General features: G+C 67.4%; 21 protein-coding genes and 3 pseudogenes. 16 read left to right on the top strand and 8 right to left on the bottom strand.

Annotated features, from left to right (window positions below; genetic code table 11):
- The first annotated feature begins 19 nt into the window (after positions 1-19).
- The 3 genes from AC50X9_RS17675 (at position 20) to AC50X9_RS17685 (ending at position 3090) form a co-directional block, all read left to right on the top strand.
- Positions 20-1381 (top strand): hypothetical protein, encoded by a 1362-nt coding sequence (locus AC50X9_RS17675; RefSeq protein WP_494895625.1) that lies wholly within the window; start codon positions 20-22, stop codon positions 1379-1381.
- A gap of 243 nt (positions 1382-1624) precedes the next feature.
- On the top strand, positions 1625-2395 hold the full coding sequence (gene nth / locus AC50X9_RS17680; protein WP_494895681.1) for an endonuclease III: 771 nt from the start codon (positions 1625-1627) through the stop codon (positions 2393-2395).
- Entirely contained in the window at positions 2392-3090 is a 699-nt protein-coding gene (locus AC50X9_RS17685) for an NUDIX hydrolase (protein WP_494895627.1), read from the top strand. Before nth ends, AC50X9_RS17685 begins: the two co-directional genes overlap by 4 nt.
- A gap of 67 nt (positions 3091-3157) precedes the next feature.
- On the opposite strand, the gene AC50X9_RS17690 is transcribed toward AC50X9_RS17685, so the two are convergent.
- Positions 3158-3415, bottom strand: a complete 258-nt coding sequence (locus AC50X9_RS17690) for a YegP family protein (protein WP_494895629.1) — start codon at positions 3413-3415, stop codon at positions 3158-3160.
- Positions 3416-3554: 139 nt separating this feature from the next.
- Positions 3555-5273 (bottom strand): bifunctional 3'-5' exonuclease/DNA polymerase, encoded by a 1719-nt coding sequence (locus AC50X9_RS17695; protein ID WP_494895683.1) that lies wholly within the window; start codon positions 5271-5273, stop codon positions 3555-3557.
- Between the two features lie 171 nt (positions 5274-5444).
- On the opposite strand from AC50X9_RS17695, the gene ssd reads away from it, so the two are divergent.
- The 6 genes and pseudogenes from ssd to AC50X9_RS17725 all read left to right on the top strand — a co-directional run bounded on the left by ssd (position 5445) and on the right by AC50X9_RS17725 (position 11920).
- Positions 5445-6650: a septum site-determining protein Ssd gene (gene ssd / locus AC50X9_RS17700; protein WP_494895631.1), complete on the top strand. Its 1206-nt coding sequence runs from the start codon at positions 5445-5447 to the stop codon at positions 6648-6650.
- Positions 6647-7318 (top strand): annotated as a pseudogene (locus AC50X9_RS17705) (ATPase, T2SS/T4P/T4SS family); the annotation flags it as partial. The gene ssd and the pseudogene AC50X9_RS17705, both read left to right, overlap by 4 nt.
- Positions 7319-7407: 89 nt before the next feature.
- Positions 7408-8259, top strand: coding sequence for a hypothetical protein (locus AC50X9_RS17710; RefSeq protein WP_494895633.1), 852 nt, complete (start codon positions 7408-7410; stop codon positions 8257-8259).
- Between the two features lie 42 nt (positions 8260-8301).
- Positions 8302-9465, top strand: coding sequence for an SRA domain-containing endonuclease (locus tag AC50X9_RS17715; RefSeq protein WP_494895635.1), 1164 nt, complete (start codon positions 8302-8304; stop codon positions 9463-9465).
- A gap of 149 nt (positions 9466-9614) precedes the next feature.
- Complete coding sequence (locus AC50X9_RS17720) at positions 9615-10481, top strand: DUF6414 family protein (protein ID WP_494895640.1); 867 nt, start codon at positions 9615-9617, stop codon at positions 10479-10481.
- Positions 10482-11143: 662 nt separating this feature from the next.
- Entirely contained in the window at positions 11144-11920 is a 777-nt protein-coding gene (locus AC50X9_RS17725) for a rolling circle replication-associated protein (protein ID WP_494895644.1), read from the top strand.
- A 179-nt stretch (positions 11921-12099) separates the two neighbouring features.
- Here the strand turns inward: AC50X9_RS17725 and AC50X9_RS17730 are convergent, their stop codons facing one another.
- Positions 12100-13506 (bottom strand): recombinase family protein, encoded by a 1407-nt coding sequence (locus tag AC50X9_RS17730; RefSeq protein WP_494895646.1) that lies wholly within the window; start codon positions 13504-13506, stop codon positions 12100-12102.
- 22 nt (positions 13507-13528) lie between these two features.
- Between AC50X9_RS17730 and AC50X9_RS17735 the strand changes: the two are divergent.
- The 6 genes and pseudogenes from AC50X9_RS17735 to AC50X9_RS17760 all read left to right on the top strand — a co-directional run.
- Positions 13529-14191: pseudogene (locus AC50X9_RS17735) on the top strand (ATPase, T2SS/T4P/T4SS family); the annotation flags it as partial.
- Positions 14188-15024, top strand: a complete 837-nt coding sequence (locus AC50X9_RS17740) for a hypothetical protein (protein ID WP_494895648.1) — start codon at positions 14188-14190, stop codon at positions 15022-15024. The pseudogene AC50X9_RS17735 and the gene AC50X9_RS17740, both read left to right, overlap by 4 nt.
- A pseudogene (locus AC50X9_RS17745) lies at positions 15021-15634 on the top strand (type II secretion system F family protein). Before AC50X9_RS17740 ends, AC50X9_RS17745 begins: the two are co-directional and overlap by 4 nt.
- A gap of 53 nt (positions 15635-15687) precedes the next feature.
- Positions 15688-16089 carry a DUF4244 domain-containing protein gene (locus AC50X9_RS17750; RefSeq protein ID WP_494895650.1) on the top strand — a complete coding sequence of 134 codons (402 nt, stop codon included), beginning with the start codon at positions 15688-15690 and terminating at the stop codon, positions 16087-16089.
- Positions 16086-16574, top strand: coding sequence for a TadE family type IV pilus minor pilin (locus tag AC50X9_RS17755; protein WP_494895652.1), 489 nt, complete (start codon positions 16086-16088; stop codon positions 16572-16574). Before AC50X9_RS17750 ends, AC50X9_RS17755 begins: the two co-directional genes overlap by 4 nt.
- Positions 16571-16939: an Rv3654c family TadE-like protein gene (locus tag AC50X9_RS17760; RefSeq protein WP_494895653.1), complete on the top strand. Its 369-nt coding sequence runs from the start codon at positions 16571-16573 to the stop codon at positions 16937-16939. The genes AC50X9_RS17755 and AC50X9_RS17760 overlap by 4 nt, the downstream gene beginning before the upstream one ends.
- A 20-nt stretch (positions 16940-16959) precedes the next feature.
- Here AC50X9_RS17760 and AC50X9_RS17765 read toward each other — a convergent pair whose 3' ends face one another.
- Together AC50X9_RS17765 and AC50X9_RS17770 are read right to left on the bottom strand one after the other, a co-directional pair.
- Complete coding sequence (locus tag AC50X9_RS17765; protein WP_494895655.1) at positions 16960-19347, bottom strand: DEAD/DEAH box helicase; 2388 nt, start codon at positions 19345-19347, stop codon at positions 16960-16962.
- Between the two features lie 75 nt (positions 19348-19422).
- Positions 19423-20115 carry a GNAT family N-acetyltransferase gene (locus AC50X9_RS17770; RefSeq protein ID WP_494895657.1) on the bottom strand — a complete coding sequence of 231 codons (693 nt, stop codon included), beginning with the start codon at positions 20113-20115 and terminating at the stop codon, positions 19423-19425.
- Between the two features lie 189 nt (positions 20116-20304).
- On the opposite strand from AC50X9_RS17770, the gene trhO reads away from it, so the two are divergent.
- The gene (gene trhO / locus AC50X9_RS17775) at positions 20305-21198 is read left to right on the top strand and encodes an oxygen-dependent tRNA uridine(34) hydroxylase TrhO (RefSeq protein ID WP_494895659.1); all 894 of its coding nucleotides are present in this window, start codon (positions 20305-20307) and stop codon (positions 21196-21198) included.
- 83 nt (positions 21199-21281) lie between these two features.
- On the opposite strand, the gene AC50X9_RS17780 is transcribed toward trhO, so the two are convergent.
- The 3 genes from AC50X9_RS17780 to AC50X9_RS17790 all read right to left on the bottom strand — a co-directional run bounded on the left by AC50X9_RS17780 (position 21282) and on the right by AC50X9_RS17790 (position 22978).
- A complete protein-coding gene (locus AC50X9_RS17780; RefSeq protein WP_494895660.1) occupies positions 21282-21830 on the bottom strand; it encodes a DUF6023 family protein in 549 nt (182 codons plus the stop codon).
- 74 nt (positions 21831-21904) lie between these two features.
- Positions 21905-22474, bottom strand: coding sequence for a hypothetical protein (locus tag AC50X9_RS17785; RefSeq protein WP_494895662.1), 570 nt, complete (start codon positions 22472-22474; stop codon positions 21905-21907).
- A 57-nt stretch (positions 22475-22531) separates the two neighbouring features.
- A complete protein-coding gene (locus AC50X9_RS17790; protein ID WP_494895664.1) occupies positions 22532-22978 on the bottom strand; it encodes a DUF6023 family protein in 447 nt (148 codons plus the stop codon).
- Positions 22979-23027: the final 49 nt, after the last annotated feature.

The raw sequence follows: 23027 nt of genomic DNA on the forward strand, positions 1-23027 counted from the left end.
CCATGCTAAGGAGAACCGAATGAACGAGCAAGCAAACGGGCAACTCAAGACGCCCGCCCAAAGCCAGGGCAACGGCAGCGGGGACCAGCCTGCCGGCTACGGGGACGCCCCCCGTTTTACGGTCGACAAGGCAACCAGCAAGCCGGCCGGCAAGAAGAACGAAGCGGTCCTCGGACCGTTCACCATCCGCGATCTGACCGTTTTCGGCTCGACGCTTATTCTGTTCGTTGCGTCGCTGATCCCGATGTTTGCCGGCCGCTACAACCTGTGGAACCTCGGCAGCCTGTTCTTCCTGGGCCTCGGGATCCTGCTGCCGGTGATCGTGACTGCCCTGTTCGCGGCGCGCAGGCTCAGCCCCGGGACGAAGATCCGGATTGGCTCCCTGTCGGTTGACCAGTTCGGCTCCGTGGTCGCGTCGTTCGCCGTCGCGTTCTTCTTCCTGGCCATTGCCGGCGCCTACGTCCCCAGCATGCTGCTGGCCCTGGTCGGCGCCCTTGGACTTTTCGCGGCCACCGTGCTGGGCCGCCTGATCCCGTACTTCGCCGGTGACTTCCTGGACCGCGCCGAGGTCCCTGCCCACGTGCTGGCCCGCGAGTCTGCGGTCCCCGACCGCAAGCCGCGCGCCCCGAAGGCGCCGAAAGAAGCCAAAGACGAGCACGCGCCGAAGGCCCAAGGCGCCAATCCCGTCGCCGGCTGGGCGAAGCGGATGACCTCGGGCGGAAAGCCCGACGCCGCCGTCCCGGCAGGCGTGTCGGGCCCGTCAGCAGTGCGTCCCGCAGCGTCGACGCCGGCAGCAGCCGGGGAAGCACCGGCACGGGCCGCCGCGCCCGCTCCGGTCGTGGGTTCCCCGGAAACCCAGGTCGGCGGGATAGTGTCCGCGGCGTCCGCGGCGTCCGCGGCGTCCGCGCCGGCAGCGCCGTCCGGCGTCGAGCAGACCCAGGCCGCCGCGGTCGTGGCCCCTGCCGCAGCGTCCGCCGGGAAAAACGCTGAGGAAGCCCCCGCCGGGCAGGTTCCGGACGCGCACGCCCGGGCCGCCGCGGCCGCGGAGGACACCCGGGCGGCCGACGTTCCCGCGGCTTCGGGCCACGCCCCCACCACGGTGAACCCGCGGGTGCGCGAGCAGGAGCCGATCGGCGCCACGGTTGACCCCGCGAGCCGTCCGGAAGAAGACGACGACGTCCAGCCCGTCCACGAGGCATTCTGGTTCGCCGTCGCCCAGCCCCGCACCGCAGTGGACGAGCACAGCGGAGCACCGGCGTTCGTGATTGAGCCCGGCGGCTGGGTGCTCGCCCTTGAGGACCGGGGCCACGAGTTCCTCGTCCAGCACACCGACGGCCGCGTGGGCCTGCTCCGCGATCTCAGCAACATCGAGCGCGGTTAGCCAATCCCCGTGGCCATCGAGTTCAGCAAACCCGCACCCGGCGGCGCCGCACCCGGTCCGCAAAGCGATGATTCCCAGGCTGCGAGTTCCGACGGCGCGGGGCTCGAGGGCGCGGGGCTCCAGGCGGCGGGGCTCGAGACGGCGGATCCCCAGACTGCGGATCCCCAGGGAACCCGCGTCAAGGGCGCCCGCAGCAAGAGTGCCGGTCCCAAGGGTGTCCGCGCGCGGACCGCGGGGGAGTCGCTGCTGGGCCTGAAACGGCGTGCCCGGCGGATCAACAAGGCCCTGGCGGGGCAGTATCCGTACGCGCACGCGGAGCTCGATTTCCGCAGCCCGTTCGAGCTCCTGGTGGCCACGGTGCTGTCCGCGCAGACCACCGACGTCACCGTCAACCAGATCACGCCCCTGCTGTTCGCGCGCTATCCGGACGCACGGAGCATGGCTGAGGCGGACCCGGCCGAAGTGGAAGTGGTCATCAAGCCCACCGGGTTCTTCCGGGCCAAGACACGGAACCTGATGGCGCTGTGCAACCGGCTCGTCGATGAGTATGACGGCGAAGTCCCGGGCCGGCTGGCCGATCTGGTGACGCTTCCCGGCGTCGGACGGAAAACCGCGAATGTGGTGCTCGGCAACGCGTTCGGCATCCCCGGAATCACGGTGGATACGCACTTTGCCCGGCTCGCGAAGCGCTTCGGCTGGACGGATTCCGATGATCCGGTCAAGATCGAGGCCGACGTCGGTGAACTGTTCGAGCCGAAGGACTGGACCATGCTTTCGCACCGGGTGGTGTTCCACGGCCGGCGGGTGTGCCATGCCCGCAAGCCCGCCTGCGGCTCCTGTGCTGTGGCGAACTGGTGCCCGAGCTACGGGATGGGGGAGACCGACCCGGAGAAGGCGAAGAAGCTGCTCAAGTACGAATTGGCGCCCGGGCAGGAAGAGCTGCTGTCGAAGCTCCTCGCCGAAACACACCGTGCCGCGGAAATCCGGATGGAATCCCAGCGGAGGCCGCTGTGACGGCCCGCCAGGACCTGATCGATCTGGCGGCCGCGGTGGAGGCCGGGACGGCGCCGTCCCCGGACCCGCGCTGGCGCGAAATCCCCGTCGAGTCCGGCGGCCGGATCCGCCGGGCGGCCGTGCTGATGCTGTTTGGCTCCCTCGATGATGTCCCGGCGACCTCGGTCAAACTCCTGGCGCCGGCCAGCCTGGATGTCCTGCTGCTGCAGCGCGCCCATACCCTGGATGACCATCCGGGTCAGGTCGCGTTCCCCGGCGGCGGCATCGACCCGGGAGAATCCGTCATCGGCGCCGCCCTCCGGGAAGCCGAAGAAGAAACCGGGCTGGACCCGGCCGGTGTCGAGGTCCTCGGCGTGATGCCGGAACTGGCGCTTCCCCGGGGGAACTTCCTCGTGACGCCGGTTCTGGGCTGGTGGGCGTCCCAGTCTCCCGTGCGCGTGGTGGACTACGGCGAGTCCGCCCAGGTCTTCCGCGTTCCGGTCCGGGATCTGCTCGACCCGGACAACCGGGTGATGGCCACCGTGACCCGGGCCGGGGAAACGTTCGAGAGTCCCGCGTTTACCGTCAATGACGTGGTGGTCTGGGGCTTTACCGGGATGATCCTCAGCCAGCTCTTCGACCAGCTGGGCTGGGCGGTCCCGTGGGACCGGACGCGTCTGCTCAGTGTCGACACCTGGAGCAGGCTGCACGGCTGAGGCGGTAGGTCCCGGCCTTGCCGGAGCCCCCGGCCCCGCCCAAATGGTCCTGACCTAAGCCATGGTCCTAACTGGGAGCCAGCCTCGCACCGTGAAGCGTGCCGGGCCGGGTGGCGGCCTTCAGGGGTACGGACTTGCTGCGTCGACCGGAGTTGTCGACGACCAGCCCGGTCGCGGCGTTCTCCCGCACGGCCCGAATGCCCGCGGCGGCGCCCTTGATGGTGTTGAACAGAGGTGAAACGGCGACCACCGTTCCGTCGGATGCCGTCAGCTTGAAGAAGTACTTCGTCTCGCCGGCCTCGGCGATCTCAAAAATTCCAGCCAATGTGTTGCCTCCCCAAGGAATATGCGTCGTTGCATGCCAGCCCGCTGTCGGATCACCGACCGGCCCTTCGAGGGTAACCGCCGTCACACGGGCACACAACGCTACCGGCGGGTACGTTACGGCGGGCGACCCCGGCGGACTATTTGGCGTTGTCGTACGAGTCCACGACGGCGACGCTCACCGGGAATTCCACCGGGATTCTGCCAAACAGCAGTTCCTTGGCGGCGTTCGCGGCGTCCTCGATTGCGCGGACGCAGGCGTCCACGGCGGCTTCGGGGCAGTGGACCATGACTTCGTCGTGCAGGAAGAAGACCAGTTCCCCGGCGGGGGTTCCGTCCGCGCGCAGGGCGCGCAGCCGGCGTCGTAGTTCCGCCAGCCAGCAGGCCGCCCAGTCCGCCGCGGAACCCTGAACCACGAAGTTCCGGGTGAATCTGCCGCGCGAGCGGGCGATCGAATCGGCCCGGCGCTGTTCCTCGGCGCTGGTCGACTGCTGGCTTTGCAGCCAGCGGTCCGACGGCGGCGGGCTGCTGCGGCCCAGCCGTGACGTGACGGTCCTGCCGGCCTCACCCTCGCGGGCTGCGTGTTCCACGAAACCGACCGCCCGGGGATAGGTCCGGGTCAGCTGGGGCATCAGGCGCCCGGATTCGCCGGTCGTTGCCCCGTAGATGGCTCCGAGCAGTGCCACCTTCGCCTTGGCGCGGTCACCGCCGAAACCCTGCGCGGCGATGCCGGCATACAGGTCTTTGTCGCGCGCGGCTTCAGCCATTCTGGCGTCCTGCGCAAGCGCCACGAGCACCCGGGGCTCGAGCTGCGAGGCGTCGGCGACGACCAGCTTGTGCCCCGGATCGGCATGCACGGCGCCGCGGATCTGGCGCGGAATCTGCAGCGCGCCGCCGCCGCGGGACGCCCAACGGCCGGAGACCACTCCGCCCACCACATACTCCGGCTGGAACCTGCCAGCCGTGACCCACGCATCCAGCCACACCCAGCCGTTGGCGGCGTGCAGGCGGGAGAGTTTCTTGAATTCCAGCAGCGGCTCAATCACCGGGTGGCTGGATTCCTTGAGTTCCCACTGCCGCGTGGTCTTCACCTCGATGCCGTTCCGGTGCAGGGCGCGCATCAGCTCCTGCGGCGAATCCGGGTTCAGCGAGGGCGAATTCAGCAGCCGCCGCAGCTCGGCAGTGAGCGCCTCCAGCTTGGCCGGACGCTGGCCCAGGGGAGGACGGGGGCCGAGGTAGTCCGCCAAAATCTGCTCATGCAGTTCCTCGCGCCACGGCACACCGGTGTGCTGCATTTCCGCCGCGATCATGGCACCGGCGGACTCGGCCGCGAGCAGCAGCTGGAGGCGCTGCCTGCGGTTCTCGCCGGAGTGTTCGACGCCGGGCCCTGCCGCCTGGCTGAGTGCCTGCTGCTGGGCCGCGTATTCCGTGCGGAGGTCCTCGGGGCTGTAGCGGGGTGATTTGCGCAGGCCGGGATCGTCAAACAGGGCGCCCTGGTCAGCGGGCGGGGGAGGCGGCTGCAGCGCGCGCGGCGGCAGTTCCTCGTCCTGGGTCAGTTTCTCGGCGTGCTGTGCGTACGCGGTGTGGGCGGTGAACTCCGAGTGCGCCAGGATCGCACCGCACAGGGTGAGGTCGTAGCAGCGTTCCAGCTCGACGCCGGCGGCCAGCAGCGCGGGGTACCAGTCCTGGGTGCGGTGCCAGATCCAGCGCGGCCGCCGTCGTTCGAGGCCACGCACGACGCCGGTCAGCTCGCCGGCGCTGACGATCCGGGCGGCCGGTGCGTCAGGGTGCGGGGCGCCGTCCGCGGTGAGTTCCTGAAGGGCTGCGCCGTCGGCGTGGGCGGCGAGCAGCAGGTACATGGAGTCAATTCTGCCCTGCCGGCGGGCTTCCCCGTTCACCGGGCCCGTCCATGGTGCCGGCCGGCTGCTGGTGCATCAACGTCTGGTGCTTGTCCCTGGTTGGTCCAAAGCTTGTCCACATAGCGGCCCGCGCGGGTTATGGCCGGCCCCGCGGCCCGGAAGAGTGGCCGCATGAGCAGGCACCAACTCCCGGCCGCCGGCCCTGATCCCCTCGCAGGCAACGCTCCCTGGGCCGGCGCTGAGCCACGGGCCGGCGCCCGGCCGTTCCCCGGGGCATCAGGCGCGCCGGGCACCGGCTCCGACCCCGTGCCGGGAGCTGTGCGGTGGCTGCCCGAGGACTCGGCGCAGACGCTGCTGGTGACGGGCTCCGAGGTGCTGCGCGGTGAAGTGGAACGCGTGGTGGCGGCATCCGGCGGCCAATTGCGGACGGTGCGGAGCATCAGGGAGGCGTCGGCGGTGTGGGACACGGCCGCGGTGGTGCTGCTCGGCAGCGACATCCCCGACTTGCCGCCGCGGGGGCGTTCACCGGCTGTCCTTGTGGGCCACCACGGGGACGGCGACGGTCTGTGGCACCTGGCGGCCGCCATCGGGGCCGAACGGGTCGCGGTGTTGCCCGATGCCGCGTCCTGGCTCGCCGAGTACCTCACCCGTGCCCGCACCCCTGAGTCCGGCGGAACAGTCCTCGGCATTGTCGGCGGCTGCGGCGGCGCGGGGGCCAGCACGGCCGCGGTCTGGCTTGCCCATGCTGCCGCCCGGGAGGGAATGCGGGTCCTGCTCGTCGACGGCGACCCGTGGGGCGGGGGTCTGGAGCTCGCGCTCGCTGCCGAGGAAACCCCCGGTCTCCGCTGGCCGGATCTGGCCGACGCCAGCGGCACGATTGATCCCCGCCAGCTCGCCGATTCCCTGCCCTTGGCCGGCGGGTTCCCCTTCCTTTCCTGGCCCGGCAACAGGGAGCGCCACAACGGAGTGGACCAGGCAGTCGTCGCCGGAGTCCTGGACGCCGCCCGGCGCGGCCACGAGCTCGTTCTCGTGGACATCGGCCGGGGACGGGACACGCTGCGGACATTCGCCTGGGACTGCGACCGGATAGTCGTCATCGCGCCCGCGCTGCTGCGCGCGGCCGTGGCAACGGCGAGGCTCCTGCAGGACCTTCCCGCGGTGGAGACTGTGCTGGTCGTGCGGGGCACACCGGGGGCCGCATTGGACGCCGGGCTGATTGCCGAGTCCGTCGGGTTGCCGCTGGCCGGAATCATGCCGGACGTCCGGCGTGCCGCGGCGGCGACCGAACTCGGGCGCCTGCTGGACACCGCACGGCAGCGCAACGTCCGGCGGTTCGCCGGAATGGTGCTGGACTTCGGCGCGGGAGCCGCCGGATGAGCTCCCATTCCGCGCCGGGCCCCCCGGACGGCGGAGCAAGCCCGGGCGCCCCGCGGTACCGCACGCCGGCCCGCGCCGCCGTTGACGCCCGGCTGCTGGAATCCGTCCGCGAATCCGTGATGTCCGACGCCGGGCCGGTGACGCCGTCGCGCGTGGCAGCCGCCGTGCAAGCGAGCGGACGCCTGCTGGGGACCGCCGGCGCGTTGGCCGCGGTCGAGGGGATCAGTGCGGAACTGAACGGCCTCGGTCCTTTGCAGGTGCTGGTCCGGGACCCGGCCGTGACCGACATCTTCGTCAACGGCCCTGGCTCCGTCTGGCTGGACCGCGGCGGCGGACTCGAGCGGGCACCGGTGGCCTTCTCCGGTGAACCGCAGGTCCGGGCGCTGGCGGCCCGGCTGGTGGCGGCCGGCGGTCGGCGCCTGGACGATGGCTCACCCTGCGTCGATATCAGACTCGACGGCGGCTTCCGCGTGCACGCTGTCCTGCCGCCGATCTCCACGGCCGGGACACTGCTGAGCATCAGAATCCGCCGGGAACGGGTCTTCTCGATGGACGAGCTCAGGCGCAACGGGATGTTCGGGTCCTTCGTGCAGACCGTGCTGGAGCGGATGGTGGAGCGCCGTCTGAGTTTCCTGATCAGCGGCGCAACGGGGTCGGGAAATCCGACAAGTTCTTAATGCACCGCCAAGTCTTGAGCACCGTAGTAAAGCATGTGGCCAAAACAACAACGGAGTAATTTTCTGGCAAGATGCGTAGCATGACAGCCGAGTGGGTGCCCTTTGGGCTAGACGATAACGAAGTAGTCGAGTATGAGGTTCTTGTCGCGGGTGTTCCTGTCTGGCTCAAGGAGCCGTTGATCGGCTACGTCGACGCCTACCTCAAGGACAGGTCGTACTACAGCTCCCCGAAATGCCTTGATGTTCAGTTGAACACTCGGGTAGACCTCGGCGTCTCCACTGGCGGTATTTTCGTACAGTCCGAGCATGTTCTCTACCAGCTGCGTCTTGTATCGGACATGGAATTACTTCGTATTGTTGATTACGTCGTCTCCGCATCGGCCTCGTACGTGACTGCGCAAAATGCGCGGACCCTGGAGGGTTTGCTGAAGGCGGGGCGGTCAAAGTGGACCGTTGGAGAGCGGGCGGGACGAATTGGGCTTGCCGAGCGGGTACCCGAGGGCGTACAGGCCAGCGTTGAGGGTGTCATCCACTCTGCGGGCTCCGCTGGGAGGATTCTCGCGCGTGCTTGGGCTCATGTTCATGGGCTTCAGCCGAATGACAGCGCCGGATACGCCGATGCAGTCCGGGCCGTGGAGATTGCGGCAATCGACGTCGTACAGCCGAATAACAAGGCTGCCACGCTCGGCACGGTCATAACTCAGATGCGGGATCAGGGAGACTGGCGTCTTCCGCTGCGAGAGCATCAGCATGCCCCCAGTACCGAACTTATACTCACGTCGACGCGGACGCTTTGGCACGGGCACCGCGACCGCCATGGAAGCGTTGACTACAGCGACGTGAATCACGAGGAGGCCCGGGCAGCAGTAGCCCTGGCCGCCACGCTGGTCGAGTGGTACAGCGCTGGAGCTGTCGCCAGACGTCCCGCCTAGTGGCAATTTACGTTCCATCAATCGAACTTGGAGGGGAGTCCTATGGCTCGGCTTAGTCAGCTCGACGACCCGCAGGCCGTTCTTTGGGCAGTTGGTGAGTTTCGCCGGCTACAGCGCGCTGCTTTCCTGGGCCACTACGAATTTGAGGAGTCGCGTGACTACTTTCTGAGAATTGACGGCGAGTTGTTCGACTCTAAGCCGGTCGTCGCTGTCGCATTCGGGCGACAACACCCCGACGTTGGCACGTTGAAACCGGGAGACTTTAGCGGTGGCTCCAACGGCGCTGTTCGCGCGCTCCAGCGGCTCGGCTTCGACGTGGTGACCGCTGCGCAAGTGAACCCTCCGAGACTTGGCAACGAGTTTGGAAGCCGAACGGAAATCTACAACGCGTTCGGGGGGAATAAACAGGCGGGCATCGTGAGGTTTCCAGGGGAAAGCGTGGTTAACGTTTTTTCCGATGCTGCCGGCCCATATGCGGACGAACCTCCCACGTTGACGGAACAGTTCGGGTACCGTGGCGAGGGCCTCAACGGGGCCCACAGGCTGAATGCTGGCGGAAACGCGCTGCTCGAAACTGCTCGTGGTTCCCGTTCGCCTGTCCGGTTTTGGTACAAACCGCTCGGCGGCTCCTTTGTTTTCCTCACATGGGCGGCGGTGATTGGTCGCGCTTGGGTTCAAGGAGTTGGTGAGGACCATGTAGCCCGTCCAGAAATTGAATGGCGGTTGGAAGCGGTACCTGGGCCCGAACAAAGCGAATGGCCCGAGGATACGATTACTGCTCTAGACGAAGCCTCAGCTGAGCCGGACGACGGTCCGGAAGTCCCTGAAGCTAGACCTGGGGCTTCCTACGCTAATTTGTTGAACCGCGTTGAGGGCCGCGGGCAGCCCCGTCGTCGGGACGGTGTCGTGCGCGTTGACTTCGCACGTAGCGCTGCGGCGCGTCAAGCGGTTTTGGTCAGGTGTGGTGGACGCTGCGAAAGCGCGCGTTGTACAGGTATGCCAGCAGAGATGAACCGTCGAGGCGAACCAATTTTGGATGTCGATCACATCGTGGATTTGGGACTTGGTGGGAACGACCACCCCACGAACATGGTTGCTCTCTGCCCTAATTGTCACGCTTGTAAGACACGCGGCGCGGATGTGCGGCGCTGGCGAACCGAGCTGGCCAAGGCGGTTCGGATGGCGCACAAGGACGCTTTGCTTTAGGCCCAATGAAGTGAGCAGTTGCGTGTCGGTTCATTCTTACGTCTAGGACTCGGGAACGTCTGTGGGGCTTTTGCAGGGTATCGTCTGGTCTTGGGGAGTATGGCCTACTGCCGTGTACGTTCAAGACTGACTATTGGCAGGAGGGCCAAGTGGCTGGATACAACAAGCCGAAGACTAAGTTGCACCGTGAGTTCCTGTACCTGAATCACGAGACAGTCATCAATTCCCTGTCAGCAGTCGAAGCAGGAAAGATTGACGAGATCATCCAAAAGGCTTCAGAAGCTCGTGAAGGTGGGTTGGAGGGGACTATTGGTTACGGCCCACTCAAGGCATCCGGTGGGAAGAAGAAGTCTGCCGACATCCATGAAGAGATGGTCAGGACCCGGACGATTTTCTCCTCCTTCGATGCCTGGTACAAACATCTTCATGCGGCCAGCGCGTTCGGAACCCTCGACAACTGGGACGAAGAAATTCGTGAAGAGATCGGGATTGGGGACACCGTAGAGTTCACCGCTCGCGTAACACTTGCTCCCCTGCACCGCGTGTTTTCAGCTTTTATTTCGTTTTCCAATGAAGCTGGAAATCCGGATTCAGCACTGAAGCGGCCGACAGCCGAAATCGCCGGCTTGAAAAAGACAGCAAGAATGATGGCGGGCTGGATACGTGGCAAGGGTGAGACGCGCATGCAACTGGTGCAGATTGCGCCCTTTGGTATTCAACACCCACGGATCATGGCGGGCCTGGACGAAGCCTTCCTGATTGGGGGAGCACAGGGGATTGAGGGCGAATTTACCATTATCGGTCAGGTTGAAGCGCTGCTGGAAGAGGACGAGAACTATCCGGCCATCAGGGTCATGCGCGACACCCCACCCACATCCCTGGAGGCCAATGTTGTGACCGAGGGAATGAAGAACATGATTGAGCCTGCGAAGGCGCTGGGTGTTGAGATGTCAGAGGATGATTTCCTTTTCAACTCGCCAACGGTGATCCTGCACGCCATCGCGATATTCCGGTAGCAGGGCAGGGCGCGCCGTAGGCGCGCACTTGACTTGAAATAGCAACATAACTCGGGAACTAAATCAGGCACATGTCACCGTCTACATCGGTGACCGCGGAGATGCCTTTCTTCCGCGCTGAAGTTGCGCAGCGCTTGCATCCTGTCAGTGCGAACCATGTGCGTGTGGGTCCGGAAGTCTCGACGCCGCAAAATGTCATCGCCGGGTCGTCAAGGAAGGCGAGGTGGGGCTGGGAGCCGCCCCAGGTTCCCACAATCATGACGTCAGGGCCGTGCTCGCCGTCGGGTTTGTATGTTCCATGCATGACGCTCAGGGTAGCTGCTCATCGGTGGCAAGTGACGCAGCGCCCGGAGGACGCTCTGCGTCCGAGGACGAACGGTTACGCGGCAGGTAGTGACAGCTGTGTAATTCGTGTGGCAGGATGGGCGCATTGCAGTACCCGGCAGAACCAACTCAGGGCCGGAATACATAATTTGCAGGGTGGCCGTCCTGAGGGCCGAGCGACGTGGTAGGCCCGCGTTCCCGATAATGCTCACGGTTAAAACAGAGAGGGCCCATCCGGAGCGAGACCGGATGCTGAAGCCCCTGTCTTAGCCCGATCCCTTTCTAACTTTTTCGGTGGACTTCAGCGATTCCTTGTCGGTTTCGTTCCTGGGGTCCCAATGCCTACTACTCCTGTCACGCACTCATTGCATCGGCTTATCGCGCCTGACGCCGGATGGTCCTTCACGCTGTATCCAGAAGCCGGTGAGGGCGGCGGATGCTTCGTCAGTTCGCAGAAGCCTCTCCGGACTTACGTTGCGAAAGGGTCGGCGGCTGATCCCGAGCGGGCAGCCGCCGAGGCCGGCCGTCGTGCACGGGCCAAGCTCCGGCGGTATTGCGCGGCTAATCGGCTCAATCGCCTGGGAACGCTGACCTACGCCGTCGGCTGCCATGACCCAAAGCAACTCCGTCTGCACGTCGCTGATTTCTTCCGTAACCTCAGGGCAGTTCTGGGTGGTGACCCGTTTCCCTACGTGTGGGTTCCCGAGTGGCACAAGACAGACCATGGCCTTCATGTGCATTTTGCTGTCGGACGGTTCATCCGGCGCAGACAGTTGGAGCAAGCGTGGGGCCGGGGTTTCGTCCATATCAAGCTGCTCGGCGGGTTGGGCGTTGGCTCTAATGCGCTATCCGAGGCACGACACGCTGCCGGGTACTTGTCTAAGTACGTGTCTAAGACGTTCGTAGATCCGGGTTCGCGCGTGTTCGGGCTGCATCGGTACGACGTCGCGCAGGGTTTCACGCCGCACGGCATGGCACTGCATGGCAGTTCGGCAGCCGAAGTGTTGGCACAGGCGACTGATTACATGGGCGCTGCTCCTGGCACCGAATGGTCGTCGGCTTCGGTGGAGGATTGGGCTGGTCCTCCGGCGGTCTGGGCTCAGTGGGGTGCGTGATGGTTGAGCCGGAGTTGATAGCAGCTTGGGTGCAGGCGAGTTGTCAGGCCCAAGGCGTGCCCGAGAAGGTCACGGATTTGGCGGCCCTGCGTGAGATAGGCGTGCTGCTGGGTGCCGGGACGGGCCGTGCACGCGCGCATGGCGCGCCAGCGCCGAGCACGTGACGGACCGCCCGGCCGCTACTGCCGCCATTCAGGTACGACGCGCTCCGGGTCCAGCCCGTGACGGCCTGGCGTATTGGCCGGAAGAATCGTCACGTGGTTCAGGACCGCTTTAACGATTGCCACCTGGCGGGACAGGTTGAGACCGTCCCATTGGGCTCGTAGCTGTTCTCCATGGCCTATGTAGTCAGCCACTGCGTCTCGGTGCGTGAGGCGTGCGAACGTGCGGCGGTTCCGTTCCAAACGCTCTTGAATCCGGTTCCGGGCCTTGGCCCATTCCGTGCGTGAGATTTCTCCGTCCGCCCACATCGTGGCTAGGTCGTCCATCCTGTTCGTGTCTGACTGGATGGCATCACCCAAGGATCGGGCTTCCTCCTGGTCTGTGTCGCCGTCCGTGAGAGCCTCGTGCATGAATGGTGAGTCCAGTCGGTAAAGGACGGCCTGAGCGATGAACTCCTCCAGCATCTGAGCGTAAATATAGACGCCTCCGCAACCCCGGGTGTCGGGTCCTTTGCGGCAGCCATATCGACGTATCTCACCGCGCGGCGCTGAGTTAAGCCGGGTCCCGCACTTGCCGCAGACAAGCAGCCCAGTCAAAAGATACCGGCGTGCACTCCGGTTCGTGCGGCGGGCCGGGTCCAGCAGCAACCGTTGCAGGCGTTCGCCTTGCTCGGGGGTGATGATTGGTTCCCACGTCGCAGGGCCGATGATCTGGCCCTGGTGTACGCGCATGCCCCAGTAGCGAGGGTTGGTGAGGAAGGCCCGCACCGTATTGGTGCGCCATTCCTTTCCGCCGACAGTGCGGATGTCATTATCCTGCAACCAAGTCGCCATGGAAGTAAGCGTTTCACCTGCTAGCGCGCGGGAGGCTAAGTCACGAATAACACCCGCTTCGGCCGGCTCGTGGGTTGTCTTGTCGCTCTGGAAGCCGAACACTCGGGGGCCGCCCATGTGAGGGGTTCCGGACTGCGCAACTTCCAAGGACTTGCGCTGGCCGCGCCGGCGCTTTGAGTCGGATTCGTTGGCAGCTACAGCCGACAGCAAACGAGCCATCAGTAGCCCGTCTCCTTTTGCAAGATCGATGTCACCCGAAAGAGTCACCACGTCGCGCACCCCTGCACGGGTGCAAGTGTCAACGAAGCGCTCAAGCTCGATGGGCCGCCGGTGTAGTCGGTCCATGTGCCAGACGATCACGCCGTCTCGTCGTCCCTCTGCCAAGTCCAGCAGCATCCGCTCGTAGGCGGGACGCTTCTTGCCCGAATAGGCGGACACGTCATCGTCTACATACTCTTCCGACACATGCCAGCCCCTCCGCTCGGCCTCAGCCCGGCAGTCGAGCAACTGCCGCTTCACGCCCAACTCGTCACCTGTTCGGTCCTGGGAAATCCGGGCGTAGATTGCTATCGCCGAACGTGCTTTGCTCATGGGGGTACATTAGCGTCAAGTGGGCAAGACAACCCTGCTCGCCACGCTCCTGGGCCTGTGTTTACCGGGCGAGCGGCTGGTCCTGATCGAGGACGCCGCGGAGCTGAACCCGGTCCACCCGCATGTCGTGTCGCTGGAGGCCCGGCACGGAAACCTCGAAGGCGGCGGCGTCGTGGACCTGGGCGAGCTCGTGCGGCAGTCGTTGAGGATGCGGCCGGACCGGCTGGTCGTCGGGGAGTGCCGGGGAGCCGAGGTGCGTGAACTGCTGGCTGCGATGAATACCGGACACAGTGGAGGCGGCGGAACCATCCACGCCAATACGGCCGCCGATGTGCCCGCCAGGTTGACGGCGTTGGGGGCTCTGGCCGGGATGGGCCAGGACGCGGTCCGCCTGCAGGCGGCCAGCGCCCTGGACACCGTTGTCCACGTGGAAAGGACCAACGGCGGCCGGACCGTGGCCTGCATCGGTGTGCTGGAAGACAGCCGGGCGGGCCTGACGGTCGGCGCTGCGCTGGAGATTTGCGCCGGTGACGTCCGGCACGGCCCGGCCTGGCCCGGGCTGGCGGTCCGTCTTGGATTGGACCCGGACGCGGAGGCGCCCAGTGGGTTGGGCCACGGCCCGGGGGACCCTGGCCGTTTGGCGTCGGGCGGGTTGGGGCACCCTGGCGGGTTGGGGCCGGCGTGACCGCCCTGCTCATTGGCGTCCTGGCCCTCGCCATGTTCCTGGCACTCTCGGCCTCTGGAGAGCCGCGGTTTCGGATCCGCTCGGCGCTGGCAGCCGTGCGGGGTGCTCCGGCCGGCGGTTCCCCGCCGCATCCGGGTCCTGGCCGGGGTGCCGGATGGCGGCCCCGAAAGGCACCGACGGTCTCGATGACCCTCCTCGTCCAGCAGATGGCGGCACTGCTGAGAGGCGGCCGTACTCCATCCCGGCTGTGGGATGAGCTCTGGCTCCTGCACGTGGGAGACCCGCCCGGGTCCCGGACCGGGGAAGGTTCTTCGGGCCGGAGCCCGATGCTGGCGCCGGGATCCGTGCGGCGCCTTGCCGCGGCCCGCGCCGCAGCAATGCGCGGTTCACCCGTCGCGCCGGCCATCCGTTCCGCTGGCGCGAGCACGTCCGGCGCAGTCCCCGCCCGGCCGGTCCGGGACACCGGTCCGGGCGAGGACCTCCGTGAGCGGCGCGTCTGGTATCAGCTCGCCGCGTGCTTTGACGTGGCCGAGGCCAGCGGCTGCCCGCTGGCTGACGTGCTGACCCGGTTCGCCGCCCAACTCGAGGCCGAGGACGACGCCGAGGCCGCCCGCCAGACGGCACTCGCGGGGCCCCGGGCGACCGTCCGGCTGCTGACGTGGCTTCCGTTCCTGGGACTGGGTTTGGGTGTGGTGCTGGGGGTGGATCCTGTCAAGGTCCTGCTGGGAACTCCCCTTGGCGTGGCGGCGCTCGCGGCGGGCCTGGCCCTGACCGCGGCAGGCCGGATCTGGTCGGCACGGCTCGTCCGGGCGGCCGCGGGACTTCAGCCATGACAGCGGACGCCGGCGGTCTTGCGGTGCTTGCGCTGCTGGCGGTCGCGTCCCTGACTGCCTTTTCGGACCGAGGCTTGGCCCGGAGGAGACTCCGACGCCAGACGCAGCCTTCCGCGGACGCCGGACGCTCGGACACCCCAGACAAACCGGCCGTGGAAAACGCCGGGGAGGCCGGGGGACCCGGGCTCGGCGACCCGGCCATGATGCTGGAACTCATCGGCGCGATGCTCGACGCGGGAGCCGGACTCGGCCGGGCCCTTGCGCTCGTCGCAGAGCTGGCTGCCCCGGAAGTCCGTGCTCCGCTGCGGCCGGTCGTCGCTGCGCTCGCCATTGGCGCCGACTGGGACACGGCCTGGCGCAGTTCCGACGTACGGTCGCCGGGACTTCTCGCCGTGCGCGAGGCGCTGGGATTTGCCGCGCTCACGGCGCCCCGTCCTCAGCCATCCTTTACGCCCAGGCAGCCCGCATGCGCCGCGAGCGGTTCCGGTCCGCGGAGAAACAGGCCGCGGCCCTGGGCGTAAAGCTCGTCGTGCCGCTGGGCCTGTGTTCGCTGCCGGCCTTCATCTGCCTCGGTGTTGTTCCGGTGCTGCTGGCGATGCTGCCGGGCTGAGCCGGGCGGGGTGGCCGATGGGTGGTGGGGAGCATTCCTCCACAGCCCCGGTTGTGGGGCGGTTTTCCACTTGGCTCCCTGAGCGCCTTACCTGTTGCGCTGCGGGCCGGAAGAGTCGAAGAACAGCCGGCGGCCCCGCCGGAAACCAAGAAGGGAAAGTCATGTCAACCCACCACGTTTCGCCCCTCGGCCCAGGCAACGCCCGGCACGTTCACCCCGGGACGGAGGGCGCGGAGATCCGCGAAATCTATCCGGGGGCCTCCGCCGCTGACCCGATCCGGACACGAAAGCGGCGAAGACTGGTTGGCTCCGAGGCAGGAATGGCGACGGCCGAGTACGCCATCGCCACGCTCGCCGCCGTGGGCTTCGCCGGAATTCTCGTGTTCATCATGCGCAGCGACGAGGTCCGGGGTTTCCTGCTGAACCTCATCCGCACCGCGCTCGCCTTGCCATGAGCCGCCGCAGGCCGGCCGGAGGAGTGGCGCGGGAGGTGGCGCTCCGCCGCCGGCCAGCCGGCCGGTGGCGGCCGCGCCGGCGGGACTCAACAAGCCGCGGGGCGGTCACGGCTGAATTCGCGGTGGCGCTGCCGGCCGTCCTGCTCCTGCTCGGGCTGCTGCTGGCCGGTTCAGCCGCGGGAGTCACCCAGCTTCGGCTGGAGGAAGCCGCACGGGCCGGCGCCCGCGCGCTGGCCCGGGGCGAGGACGCCGGTGCCGTGGACGTGATCGTCCGCCGGCTCGCGGGGGACTCGGCGGCTTCGGCAGTGGCGTCCGACGGCGAATGGCTCACCGTGACGGTCTCCGGCAGAGTCCCCGGTACTGTCGGGTCACTTCTGCCCTGGACTCTCTCGGCCCGCGCCTGGGCCCGGGGCGAAACGGCTGAACCCTCGGCGGCCAGGGGCGTCGGTGCAGGGCTCCACCTGCTGCAAAGTCTTGCGGCGTGAGCCGGCCACCGACGGCTCCGGACGGGCACGCGGAGCGCGGGGCGGGAACTGTGTTGGCGCTCGGGCTGGGGCTACTGGTCGTGCTGGCCGCGGTAATGATCGCGCTGCTGGCCCAATCGGCCGCGATGGCAACCCGGGCCGCGGCAGCCGCAGACCTGGCGGCGCTGGCCGCTGCGGACGCTGCCCGGGGCATCACTGCAGGCGAGCCGTGTGCCGTCGCGGCGGACGTCGCGCGCCGGAACAAGGCGAGGGTCCTCAGCTGCGCGGAAGGTGCCGGCAGCACGGTCCAGGTCCGCACTGAGCTGGAGGCCAGCACCCCCGCGGGTGCGGCCACCGGGCTGGCCCGGGCGGGGCCGCCACCGTGAGCGGGCGGCCGAAGCCGCGGCTATGCCTGCAGCGGTGTGGCGGCAAGGTCCGGCTGCCCGGCGTTCATCTGGTCCGCCGCGTCCTTCAGCAGCACGTTGAGAAGGGTCACGGCGGCGTCCTTGTCGAGGGGGTTGTTCTTGTTGCCGCACTTGGGCGACTGCACACAGGACGGGCAGCCCGACTCGCATTCGCAGGCCTTGATCGCGTCGCGGGTGGCGGCGAGCCAGACCCGGGCCTTGTCGTAGCCGCGCTCGGCGAAGCCGGCCCCGCCGGGGTGGCCGTCGTACACGAAGATGGTCGGCACCCCGGTGTCCGCATGAATCGCGGTGGACACGCCGCCGATGTCCCAGCGGTCGCTGGAGGCAACCAAGGGCAAAAGTCCGATTGCCGCGTGTTCGGCGGCGTGCAGTGCACCCGGGAACTGGGCCTCGATCAGCCCCGCGCCGGTCAGCGTGCGGTTGTCCATGACAAACCACACCGCTTTGGTGAACAGGTCGCGGGCACCCAGCTGCAGCGGCTCCTCGCCGAGGATCTCGTTCGAGATCAGTGCCTTGCGCTGGAACGAGACAACTTGGGTGGTGACTTTCACATCCCCGAAATGCACGGCCACGTCACCCCACTGGGTGGTGCGCTGCGTTTCGAGCACCTCGATCTGGGTCACGTCACGGGCGGTGGTGTAGTAGTCCGGGTTCGCCCGGCGCACCACCACGCAGTGATCGTCCTCGTTCAGGTCCTCCACCACGTAGCTCTCGCCCTGGTGGACGTAGATCGCTCCTGTGTGGGCCTGGTAATGCGTTTGCGGGGAATCCATGGTCCCGAGCAGGGATCCGGTGTCGGCGTCCACGATGCTCACCGGGCCGCCGCCGTCGGCCCTCAGGTTCACCATCGCAGCAGCGCTTTGTGGATGGGTCCAGAACCACCCCGCGGGTCGCCGGCGCAGATATCCCTGGGCCACGAGCTGGTCCAGCAGTTTCTCGGACGTGGCACCGAACAGGTCCAGCTCGTCGTACCCGAGCGGCAGTTCGGCGGCGGCGGCACACAGGTGCGGACCCAGCACATAGGGGTTGGCGGGATCGAAGACGGTGGCCTCCACCGAGACGTCGAAGATGGCCTCGGGGTGGTTCACCAGGTAGGTGTCCAGCGGGTCATCGCTCGCGACAAAGGCCGCGATGGCGTCCTGCCCGGCCCGGCCGGCCCGCCCGATCTGCTGGAACAACGACGCACGGGTTCCCGGCCAGCCGGCGACCAGCACGGCGTCGAGGCCGGAGATGTCGATCCCCAGTTCCAGGGCAGAGGTGCTGGCGACGCCGAGCAGCTCGCCGGAGCGCAGCGACTTTTCCAGGGCCCGGCGCTCCTCCGGCAGGTAGCCCGAGCGGTAGGCCGCGACCCGTTGCGGCAGGCTGGGATCGACCTCGTCGAGGAGACGTTTGGTGATGGAGGCAATGGTTTCGGCGCCCCGCCGGGACTTGATGAAGGCAATCGTCCGGACCCGCGAGGACACCAGGTTGGCCAGCAGATCCGCGGTTTCCGCAACAGCCGTGCGCCGCTGCGTGGCGCCGTTCTCGCCGCGGAGCTCGGTCAGGGCCGGCTCCCAGAACGCGACGGTGGTGGAGCCGTGGGGCGAGGAGTCCTCCGAGACGGCACGCACCGGAGCGCCGATGAGCCGGCCAAAGGACGTTCCGGGCTCGGACGCTGTGGCCGAGGCGGCGATGAACACCGGCCCGGACCCGTCCGGGCTGTAGTAGGCGCAGATGCGGCGCAACCGGCGCATCAGGTTGGCCACGTGGGATCCGAAGACGCCACGGTAGCTGTGGGCCTCGTCGACGATCACGTACCGCAGCCGGCGGAAGAACCGCGCCCACCAGGCGTGGTTGGGCAGGATCCCGAAGTGCAGCATGTCCGGATTGGCCAGGATGAAATTAGCGTGGTCCCGGATCCACCGGCGGGACGCTGGGTCGGTGTCGCCGTCGTAGGTCTCGGCCCGCACGGTGGGGAGCTTCAGCGCCCGGATGGCGGCCAGCTGGTCGGCGGCCAGGGCCTTGGTCGGCGACAGATAGAGGGTGACGGCGCCGTCGTCGTGGATCCTGCCGGGATCGGCGAGGACCCGCAGCTCGGAGCGGTGGATCGCGTCCAGCGCCGGCAGCTGGTAGGCCAGCGATTTCCCGGAGGCGGTGCCGGTGGCGATCACCACGTTCTCGCCGGCGTGGGCGAGTTCGGCGGCGTCGATCTGGTGGCGGTAGGGCTCGTGAATGCCCAGGGACCCGTACGCGCTGACCACATCAGGGTGGGCCCAGTCGGGCCACGGGGCATGCACCGCCTGGCGGGCGGCGATGGTGCGCACATGACGCAGCTGTTCCGGGTCCGGGCCGCGGCCCAGCAACGGAATCAGGGAATCATGGGGGTTCACTCGTACATTCTTTCACCCGGCCTCAAATCGGCCGGGCCCACGGGACCCCCGGCGCCAGGAGCGCCGGCCAGGACCTCAGCCCACGGACAGGTCCGAGCCCTCGTCGGAGGTGGAGAGCATCAGCACATGGCAAACCGTGGCCCAGCCGAGGTGCGAGTACAGCTTCTGCCCGTCGAGGGACGCGAGCAGCAGCCCGTTTTCGACGTCGTGTTCGAACGCCTGGGCGGCGAGGGCCCGCATGATGAAGCTGCCCAACCCCCGGCGCAGGTAGCCGGGTTCGGTGATGATCTTGTCAAAGATTGCGGTGTGGTCGACGACAAAAACGCGCCCGCTGGCCGCCACTTCGTCCCCGGCGTAGACCACGGCATGGTGGACGCCGTCCGTTCGGGACTGTGTCCATTGGAGATCATCATCCGGAAGCCAGGGGTCCTCGGAGTCCTGGGTCTCCATGTCGACGATCATCATGGTCTGCGAGGCGGACGTGACGTTGAGCCCGTGCTGCTGGGCGAGGAAGGAGTAGCGCTGGACGTCATTGGTGAGGATCGTCAGGACCCGGGCGGGGATTTCAGCGGTGACAGCGGCCAGCGCGGCGAACTCCGCCTCGGAGGGGTCATGGGCGAAGTACTCCCATTCGTGGGTGGTGTCGGCCCTGAAGGCCGCAGGGAACCGGCCCTCCCGACGTGTCTGATACCCCCGGCAGCCAGCCCAGCCGGTGACCCAGATTTCCAGCAGATGCGTGGTGTCTGCAACCATGGCCTCAAGACTCATGACACGAGCGTATTCCAGCCCTGCCGCAAGCAACAGGGGGGCCGGGTCCGGGAACATCCTTGCTTACCCAATTGTGACCGGCCCGCCGGAACCTGTGAAGCCGGGACAGGCCCAGCGGTCCCGGCTTCACATTGCTCTCCCGCAGCCTGGAGTGCTTTGGGCCCCAGGTCCACCCAGTACCCTTAAAACGTGGCTTTGAACAGAATTGTGCTCTTTTACGGCTTTACCCCTCTCCCGGACCCGGATGCCATCCGGCTCTGGCAGCGTGCCCTCTGCGAGAAACTTGGCCTGACGGGCCGCATCATCATCTCGAAGGACGGCATCAACGCGACCGTTGGCGGCGAGCTGAACGCGGTCAAGCAGTATGTGAAGACCACCCGCGAATACAAGGGCTTCCACGGCATCGACGTGAAGTGGTCCGACGGCGGCGCCGCGGACTTCCCCCGGCTGAGCGTCAAAGTCCGCGACGAGATTGTGTCCTTCGGTGCCCCGGGGGAACTCAGGGTCGATGCCAACGGCGTCGTCGGCGGCGGCACGCACCTCACGCCCGAGGAACTCCACCGGCTCGTGGAAGCGCGCAAGGAGGCCGGCGAGGAGGTTGTCTTCTTCGACGGACGCAACGGCTTCGAGGCCCAGATCGGCAAATTCAAGGACGCCGTCGTCCCGGACGTGGCCACCACCCACGACTTCATCAAGGAGCTTGACTCCGGCAAGTACGACGCCCTCAAGGACAAACCGGTCGTCACGTACTGCACCGGCGGAATCCGCTGCGAAGTGCTGTCCAGCCTGATGGTGAACCGCGGCTTCAAGGAGGTTTACCAGCTCGACGGCGGGATTGTCCGCTACGGCGAAACCTTTAAGGACCAGGGCCTCTGGGAGGGCTCCCTCTACGTGTTCGACAAGCGCATGCACCTGGAATTCAGCGGCGACGCGAAAACCATCGGCGAATGCGTCCGCTGCTCCGCGCCCACGAGCAAGTTTGAGAACTGCTCCAACCTGTCCTGCCGCACCCTCACGCTGTACTGCGCCGAGTGCGCCGCCAGCCCCGAAACGCTCCGCTGCCCGGAGGGCTGCGCGGCCTGAGGTCTCCGGCCCGACCCGGCGCTCACGCGACGGCGCTGGCCCCGCGCACTGCCGTCAGGCACCCGCGTCCCGGGCATGAAAGCTCAGAGCCGGCTCACCCGGTAGGCGAAGTTGGCGCCCGCATTTGCGTCCACCTTGATGTGCAGCACGGCGTCGGCGGGCAAAAAGACCACGTTGACCCGTGAAGTCCCGCACCGCAGATTCAGGTCCACCAGATCACTTTCGTTATGTTCCACGCTGAACGACACCCGCCGCGGGCTCCGGCAGGCAAGGGTAATCGCGTAGCTGCCCTCGGGCAGGTTCGCGGTGGCCTCTTCCCGTTCCTCGCCCGCGTCCAGGGTGCCGAAGTTGCTGTGGAACACCTGTCCCTCGGCGTCGGGCAGCGCCAGGGCCACCCAGGCGTCCAGTTCTGCGCCGGTGACGGGCTGGTTGAACTGGGGATCGCGCGGCAAGGCCGCATCGGTGAATGCCGGGGCGGGGGACTCCGTCCCGCTGGAAAAACCGTCGTCATACTCGTAAGCGCACCCGGCCATGGCCGTACCCAACGCCAGCGCAAGCAGGAAACACACGGCGGATGCCGTGCGGGGCCGAGGCACGTTCAACGGCACGCTCGTTGCCGGAACAGTGAGCATGTGCTCACTTTAACCCCGCACGTTCCCGGGCGCCAGAGGTTCTGCGGCCGTCCCGGGAAGTGCCAGCTACGTCCTTACCGCTCGGGGCCGCTGAAGCTTATCCGGACGCCGGCGACGGCTCCGGTCCCCGGCCCCGGGACGCCGCCGTACCTGGCGACGTGAGCCGACGCGCGGCCGGGTTCCAGGTCCACGAGCGCCTCCGCAGTTCCGCCGCAGTCAAGGTCAAGCTCCAGCAGTGTCCCGCCTTGCCTGACGCCCTGGGTGACTGACAGGTGCGCATCCGCGGCTCCGACGCAGGCTGCGGTCACCTTGTACTGCCCGGTCCTGGTGACGATACCCGACGTCGAAAAACCTCCGCTGCTGGTTCCACCAATCCCGCCCGATCCGCCGAACAGCAGCCCGTCCGGTGTCCCGAGGACGGCTTCGAGCTCGGACAGATGGCGGGTTTGGGCGGCCTCGAGTTCCGGATCCCGGGTCGGCAATGGCGCCCGTGCCGGTTGCGACAGGGAGGCAGTGCCGGAGGCGGCCGGTGAGATCCCGGCGTCGTCGGCGTATTCGCAGCCGGCCAGTCCCGCGGCCCCGGCGGCCACCGCCAGCAGCAGGGCAGCCCGGACCGTCCCTCGCCTCCCCCCGGCATCTGACATGCACCGATCCTAGTACCGCGGCCGAGGCGGCCACGGTTACGGCGCCCCGGCCGGCTGCTACGAGGCGGGCACCACCTGGTAGGCATAAATGAGCGGGGCATCAACGCTCGAGGCGCTGATCCGGAGCGCACCGGCGGCGGGGACCTTGATGCGTGCTGTCTCACGGCTGCCGTTGCACGCCGCCCCGGTTTCGGTCAGCCGGGCGCCGTCGAGGGAGACCTCGAAGAAGGCCTTGCCGCCGCCCTCGCAGCTGATGGTCAGGAGATAGGTGCCCGGGTCGATTGTGGGGGCGGTCTTGGTGATCGGATCACGGTTGAGGATTTTCCCCGCGTCCTCCAGCACTATCCCGTCGGCCGAGGGAAGTGCTGTGGCCTTCCACGCCGGCACATCCGCCGATTCGATCGAACCGGCCGGGGAGCACGCCGCTGCGGCCAGCACGACGGCGGCGCCGAGTGCGGCGCGAGTAGTCCGGGCACGCAGGGGTCCGGGGATCAGGAAGAGCATGCCTCCAACTTACCGCCGTTGCCCCGGGCCGCTGATTCCCCGGCTGGCC

This window comes from Pseudarthrobacter sp. HLT1-3 (assembly GCF_059383535.1).

Excerpts from the sequence above, each read along its gene's own strand:
- AC50X9_RS17675 (WP_494895625.1), top strand. The coding sequence starts at position 20 with ATGAACGAGCAAGCAAACGGGCAACTCAAGACGCCCGCCCAAAGCCAG.
- AC50X9_RS17695 (WP_494895683.1), bottom strand. The coding sequence starts at position 5,273 with ATGTACCTGCTGCTCGCCGCCCACGCCGACGGCGCAGCCCTTCAGGAA.
- ssd (WP_494895631.1), top strand. The coding sequence starts at position 5,445 with ATGAGCAGGCACCAACTCCCGGCCGCCGGCCCTGATCCCCTCGCAGGC.
- AC50X9_RS17710 (WP_494895633.1), top strand. The coding sequence starts at position 7,408 with ATGACAGCCGAGTGGGTGCCCTTTGGGCTAGACGATAACGAAGTAGTC.
- AC50X9_RS17715 (WP_494895635.1), top strand. The coding sequence starts at position 8,302 with ATGGCTCGGCTTAGTCAGCTCGACGACCCGCAGGCCGTTCTTTGGGCA.
- AC50X9_RS17725 (WP_494895644.1), top strand. The coding sequence starts at position 11,144 with ATGCCTACTACTCCTGTCACGCACTCATTGCATCGGCTTATCGCGCCT.
- AC50X9_RS17730 (WP_494895646.1), bottom strand. The coding sequence starts at position 13,506 with ATGAGCAAAGCACGTTCGGCGATAGCAATCTACGCCCGGATTTCCCAG.
- AC50X9_RS17755 (WP_494895652.1), top strand. The coding sequence starts at position 16,086 with ATGAGCCGCCGCAGGCCGGCCGGAGGAGTGGCGCGGGAGGTGGCGCTC.
- AC50X9_RS17770 (WP_494895657.1), bottom strand. The coding sequence starts at position 20,115 with ATGAGTCTTGAGGCCATGGTTGCAGACACCACGCATCTGCTGGAAATC.
- AC50X9_RS17780 (WP_494895660.1), bottom strand. The coding sequence starts at position 21,830 with ATGCTCACTGTTCCGGCAACGAGCGTGCCGTTGAACGTGCCTCGGCCC.
- AC50X9_RS17785 (WP_494895662.1), bottom strand. The coding sequence starts at position 22,474 with ATGTCAGATGCCGGGGGGAGGCGAGGGACGGTCCGGGCTGCCCTGCTG.
- AC50X9_RS17790 (WP_494895664.1), bottom strand. The coding sequence starts at position 22,978 with ATGCTCTTCCTGATCCCCGGACCCCTGCGTGCCCGGACTACTCGCGCC.